The sequence below is a fragment of the Streptomyces spongiae genome (assembly GCF_009377185.1).
GTDB classification, from domain to species: domain Bacteria; phylum Actinomycetota; class Actinomycetes; order Streptomycetales; family Streptomycetaceae; genus Streptomyces; species Streptomyces spongiae.
The window spans coordinates 1-4,035 of record NZ_VJZC01000765.1 but is presented as its reverse complement, the minus strand read 5'-3'; the positions used below and the strand labels follow the sequence as shown (position 1 = coordinate 4,035).

The window sequence follows — 4,035 nt, the reverse complement described above, 5'->3', positions numbered from 1 at the left end:
GCCCCCAGGGATGGGACGGGTAGGGGCGGCGGGGGCGCTTTACCTGTACGTCCAACTCATCCGCAGAGGGGAACACTTCATGTACGACTACGACCTCCTGGTCGTGGGATCGGCCAATGCCGACCTGGTGATCGGGGTGGAGCGGCGGCCGGGGGCCGGGGAGACGGTGCTCGGGTCCGATCTGGCCCTCCACCCGGGCGGCAAGGGCGCCAACCAGGCGGTGGCAGCCGCCCGCCTCGGCGCCCGTACGGCCCTGCTCGCCCGCGTCGGAGACGACGCGCACGGCCGGCTGCTGCTGGACTCGCAGCGGGACGCGGGCGTCGACACCGTGGGCGTCCTCGTCGGCGGGGCACCCACCGGCGTCGCGCTGATCACGGTGGACCCGTCGGGGGACAACAGCATCGTGGTGTCACCGGGTGCGAACGGGCGACTGGCCCCGGAGGACATCCGGTCGGCGACGAGCCTGCTGCACGTCTCCCGTGTGGTCTCGGCCCAGCTGGAGATCCCGCTGGAGACGGTCGTGGAGGTCGTACGGAGGCTGCCGGAGGGCACCCGTTTCGTGCTGAACCCGTCGCCGCCACGGCCACTGCCCGAGGAGGTGCTCGCCGCCTGCGACCCGCTGATCGTGAACGAGCACGAGGCGCGGGTCATCGTCGGCGGTGATCTGGAAGGTACCCCCGAGGACTGGGCTCGGGCGCTGCTGGTGCTCGGGCCGCGGTCGGTGGTGGTGACGCTGGGCGCGGAGGGCGCGCTGGTGGCGTCCGCGTCCGCCGAGGGCAGCACGCGTGTGCCCTCGGTGAAGGTGGAGGCCGTCGACACGACGGGGGCGGGGGACGCGTTCACCGCGGCGCTCGCCTGGAAGCTGGGCACGGGTGCGGAGTTGGCCGGGGCCGCCGCGTACGCGGCCCGCGTGGGCGCGGCCGCCGTCACGAAGGCCGGCGCCCAGGTGTCCTTCCCGACCGCCGAGGAGGTCGCCGCACTGTGAAGAAGGCCGGAATACTGAACCGCCACCTGTCGGGTGCCCTCGCCGAACTCGGCCACGGGCACGGCGTGCTGGTCTGCGACGTGGGCATGCCCATCCCGTCCGGGCCGCGCGTGGTGGACCTCGCCTTCCGGGCCGGGGTGCCGTCCTTCGCCGAGGTACTGGACGGGCTGCTCGACGAGCTCGTGGTCGAGGGCGCGACGGCGGCGTACGAGGTCCGTGAGGCCAACCCGGAGGCGAGCGCCCTGCTGGACGCCCGTTTCCCCGGGCTGGAACTGGTCGCGCACGACCGGCTCAAGGAACTGTCGGCGGGCGCGCGGCTCGCCGTACGCACCGGGGAGGCGCGGCCGTACGCGAATGTGCTGCTGCGCTGCGGGGTGTTCTTCTGACCCGCCCGGCCGTGTCCGTCAAGGGGCCGGAAAGACGAGGCGTACGCCGTGCTCCTTCTCGGCCCTGCGCAGTGCCGGCACGAGGGTCTTGCGCACCTCGCGGACCTCGTCGGCGTGTTCGGCGATGAAGCGGTCCCGCAGGCGCAGGCGGGCGGGTTCGCGGACGGCTTCCACGGGGCGCAGGCAGGTGGCGTAGGCACGGCCGATCTCGCGACCCGAGCGGCGGAGGTCGGCGGGGGCCGCGGTCTGCATACGCGCGTCGGCGACGGCCATGACACCGCGCTCGTCACGGGCATCCACGCCGTGCCGGGCGAGACAGCCGGGCAACGTGCGCAGGGCGCGGTGTGTGGCCGGAGCGCGGCCCACGGACGCGAGCTCGCGGAACCACCCGCGCTGGAGCCCGGCGTAGGGGGCGAACAGCGCGTCGGCCGCGGCCGCTCCTTCGGCGACGCAGCGGCGTACCACGGCGGAACTGCCGGAGCGGGTGGCGGCAGGGCCCGTCTCGATCGCGGGGACCTGAGCGCTCTCGCTCAGTCCGTGCCGAGCGATGAAGTCCAGGTCGGGGACGTCGAAGAAGCGGATGAACGAGACCGGAGCCTCCTCGGGGAGGCCGATGCCCTGGTCCTGGGCACAGGAGACCGAGGTGGCACGGGACACCTGCCGCACGAAGACGTCCAGCCCCTGGGTCCACCGGCTCTCGGCACCGGTCGCGGGGAGGACCATCCGCATGGGGTCGTCGGGCAGGTCGTGGCTGAGGCGGGCCCGGGAAACGGGCTCGGGCCCGGACGACGCACGGTCCGAGGCGCCCGGTCCGGCCGAGCACGCGGCGAGCAGGGCTGCGGCGACGGCCACGAACACGGTGCGCGGCAGGAATCGGCGAGGGGTCGCCGTGCGGATCATCCGGACCACTTCTCCTTCTCGCGGTGGCCGGGGGTGCGCCGCCCACGACGACGCACCCCGGTGGGCACGGGACGGGGTCAGTGGACGATCCGGACGGTGTCGCCGCCGTTGAAGTAGCTCGCGACCGTGAACGGAGTGTTGTCGAGGACATCGGTACAGGGCAGGTAGCGGTCGACGGGGTACGTACCGTCGGACACCCCTATGTACCCCGCGTTGCAGGTGTCCCAGACACCGCTGGAGTTGCGGAGACGGCCGGCGTACTGGTCGAAGCCGACCGACGTCTTGTCGTCGGCGTAGGTGAGGTTGAGGTCGCTGCAGGTGCTGGTGGACGACTTGCGGACGATGGTGCCCACGCCCTCGCGCCCCCCGGTGGTCAGCGTGGAGGTCACACAGGCATCCGGTGCGGCGGACGCCGCCGGAGCGAGTGCGATCATGCAGGTCGCGGCCGAGGCCAGCGCGAGTGTGCCGGCGACGATGGCTTTCTTCATGGTTCCCCCTTCGGTCGTGGTGCTCTTGTGCTCGGTCGTGGTGCGTCCTTCGCCGGAAACGCTCGCAGAGCGGCACGCGTCCGTACTACGACCTTCGACCGGTGTCTAAAGTCCGGGGCGAGGCGGCGGAGGCCGTCGCTCCGGTGAGGTCCGTGATGCCCTCGGGAACGGTGGGACCGGAGGGGCGGAGCAGCGCCGCCCCGAGCGGGGTGAGTGTGTGCAACACGGTGTTGTGACGGCGTTGGCTCATGACCAGGCCCGCGTCGCGCAGCACCGTGGCGTGGTGGGTGGCGGTGGCCGGGGAGACGCCGAGGGAGCGGGCGAGTTCCGATGTCGTGGCGCCGAGGGCGAGGGCCCGCAGCGCGGCCGCGCGGGTCCTCCCCAGGAGCGCGGAGAGAGAGGCTTCGGGAGGGCCTTCGGGCGTCGGCAGCCGCGAGCCGTGCAAGGGGTAGACCAGCACGGGCCGCAGGGTGGGGTCGGCCAGGGAGACCGGCGTCCGCCAGCAGAAGTAGGAGGGGACGAGGCGCAGTCCGCGTCCGCCGAGGTACAGGTCCCGGTCCTGGACGTAGTCGACGTGGAGCACCGGTGGCTGCCAGCGCACGGCGGGCGAGAGCCCGCCGAGCAGTGCGCCGATACCGGCGTCGAGGGTCTCGCGGGCGCGCAGGGCGCGTTCACCCGAGAACATGGCGCGGATACGGTCGTGATGGGGTGCGACGACGGCCTCGTGGTAGGCGCGCAGGACCTTGGCGAGTTCCTCGCGTGCCGTGCGGTCCACCAGGGCCGGCGCCCAGGTGGGGGCGCTGTTCGCCTGGTCCAGCAGGTCCACCTCGTGCGCCACCCGTGCGGCCGGGGTGTCGACGATCGCCGCCAGCGCCTGGTCCAGTCCGTCCGAGGCCTCGAACGGGGTCAGGAAATCGGGGAAGTAGCGTGCCAGGGGAACCAGCGGGACGAGTAAGCGGCGTACCGCGTCGCCGAGTTGGGTGCCCGCCAGGGTCTCCCTGGTGGTTCGGTGCCAGTCGGCGAAGGCCCAGCGTCCTCGCTTCGTCTGCAGCCGGTGCAGGCTGCACACGATCTCCCACATCGGATCGGGATTCCTGGCCAGTTGGATGCGTGGGTAGTCCTCGGACGTGAAGTGGATGCGCAGCACAAGCCTGCCCCCTAGGGTCGTCCCACCCGGGTGCAGCGTGGGGCACGGCCGACACGGAGGGCAACACGCTTATCAGCCGCACGACTTGGCCCGAAAGTACTGGGCACGTCAAGGGGGCCCGGTCTCCCG

Annotated in this window: 5 protein-coding genes; 2 read left to right on the top strand and 3 right to left on the bottom strand. The window is 72.6% G+C overall.

The window, feature by feature from the left end:
- The first annotated feature begins 79 nt into the window (after positions 1-79).
- Both FNH08_RS46305 and rbsD read left to right on the top strand, forming a co-directional pair.
- A complete protein-coding gene (locus tag FNH08_RS46305; RefSeq protein ID WP_152777749.1) occupies positions 80-985 on the top strand; it encodes a ribokinase in 906 nt (301 codons plus the stop codon).
- Positions 982-1,371: a D-ribose pyranase gene (gene rbsD / locus FNH08_RS46300; protein WP_322726536.1), complete on the top strand. Its 390-nt coding sequence runs from the start codon at positions 982-984 to the stop codon at positions 1,369-1,371. The genes FNH08_RS46305 and rbsD overlap by 4 nt, the downstream gene beginning before the upstream one ends.
- A gap of 18 nt (positions 1,372-1,389) precedes the next feature.
- Here the strand turns inward: rbsD and FNH08_RS46295 are convergent, their stop codons facing one another.
- From FNH08_RS46295 to FNH08_RS46285, 3 genes are all read right to left on the bottom strand, one after another.
- Positions 1,390-2,271 carry a hypothetical protein gene (locus FNH08_RS46295; RefSeq protein ID WP_152777747.1) on the bottom strand — a complete coding sequence of 294 codons (882 nt, stop codon included), beginning with the start codon at positions 2,269-2,271 and terminating at the stop codon, positions 1,390-1,392.
- 77 nt (positions 2,272-2,348) lie between these two features.
- A complete protein-coding gene (locus tag FNH08_RS46290; RefSeq protein WP_152777745.1) occupies positions 2,349-2,759 on the bottom strand; it encodes a hypothetical protein in 411 nt (136 codons plus the stop codon).
- A gap of 85 nt (positions 2,760-2,844) precedes the next feature.
- The gene (locus FNH08_RS46285; protein WP_322726535.1) at positions 2,845-3,906 is read right to left on the bottom strand and encodes a helix-turn-helix domain-containing protein; all 1,062 of its coding nucleotides are present in this window, start codon (positions 3,904-3,906) and stop codon (positions 2,845-2,847) included.
- Between the last annotated feature and the right edge of the window lie 129 nt (positions 3,907-4,035).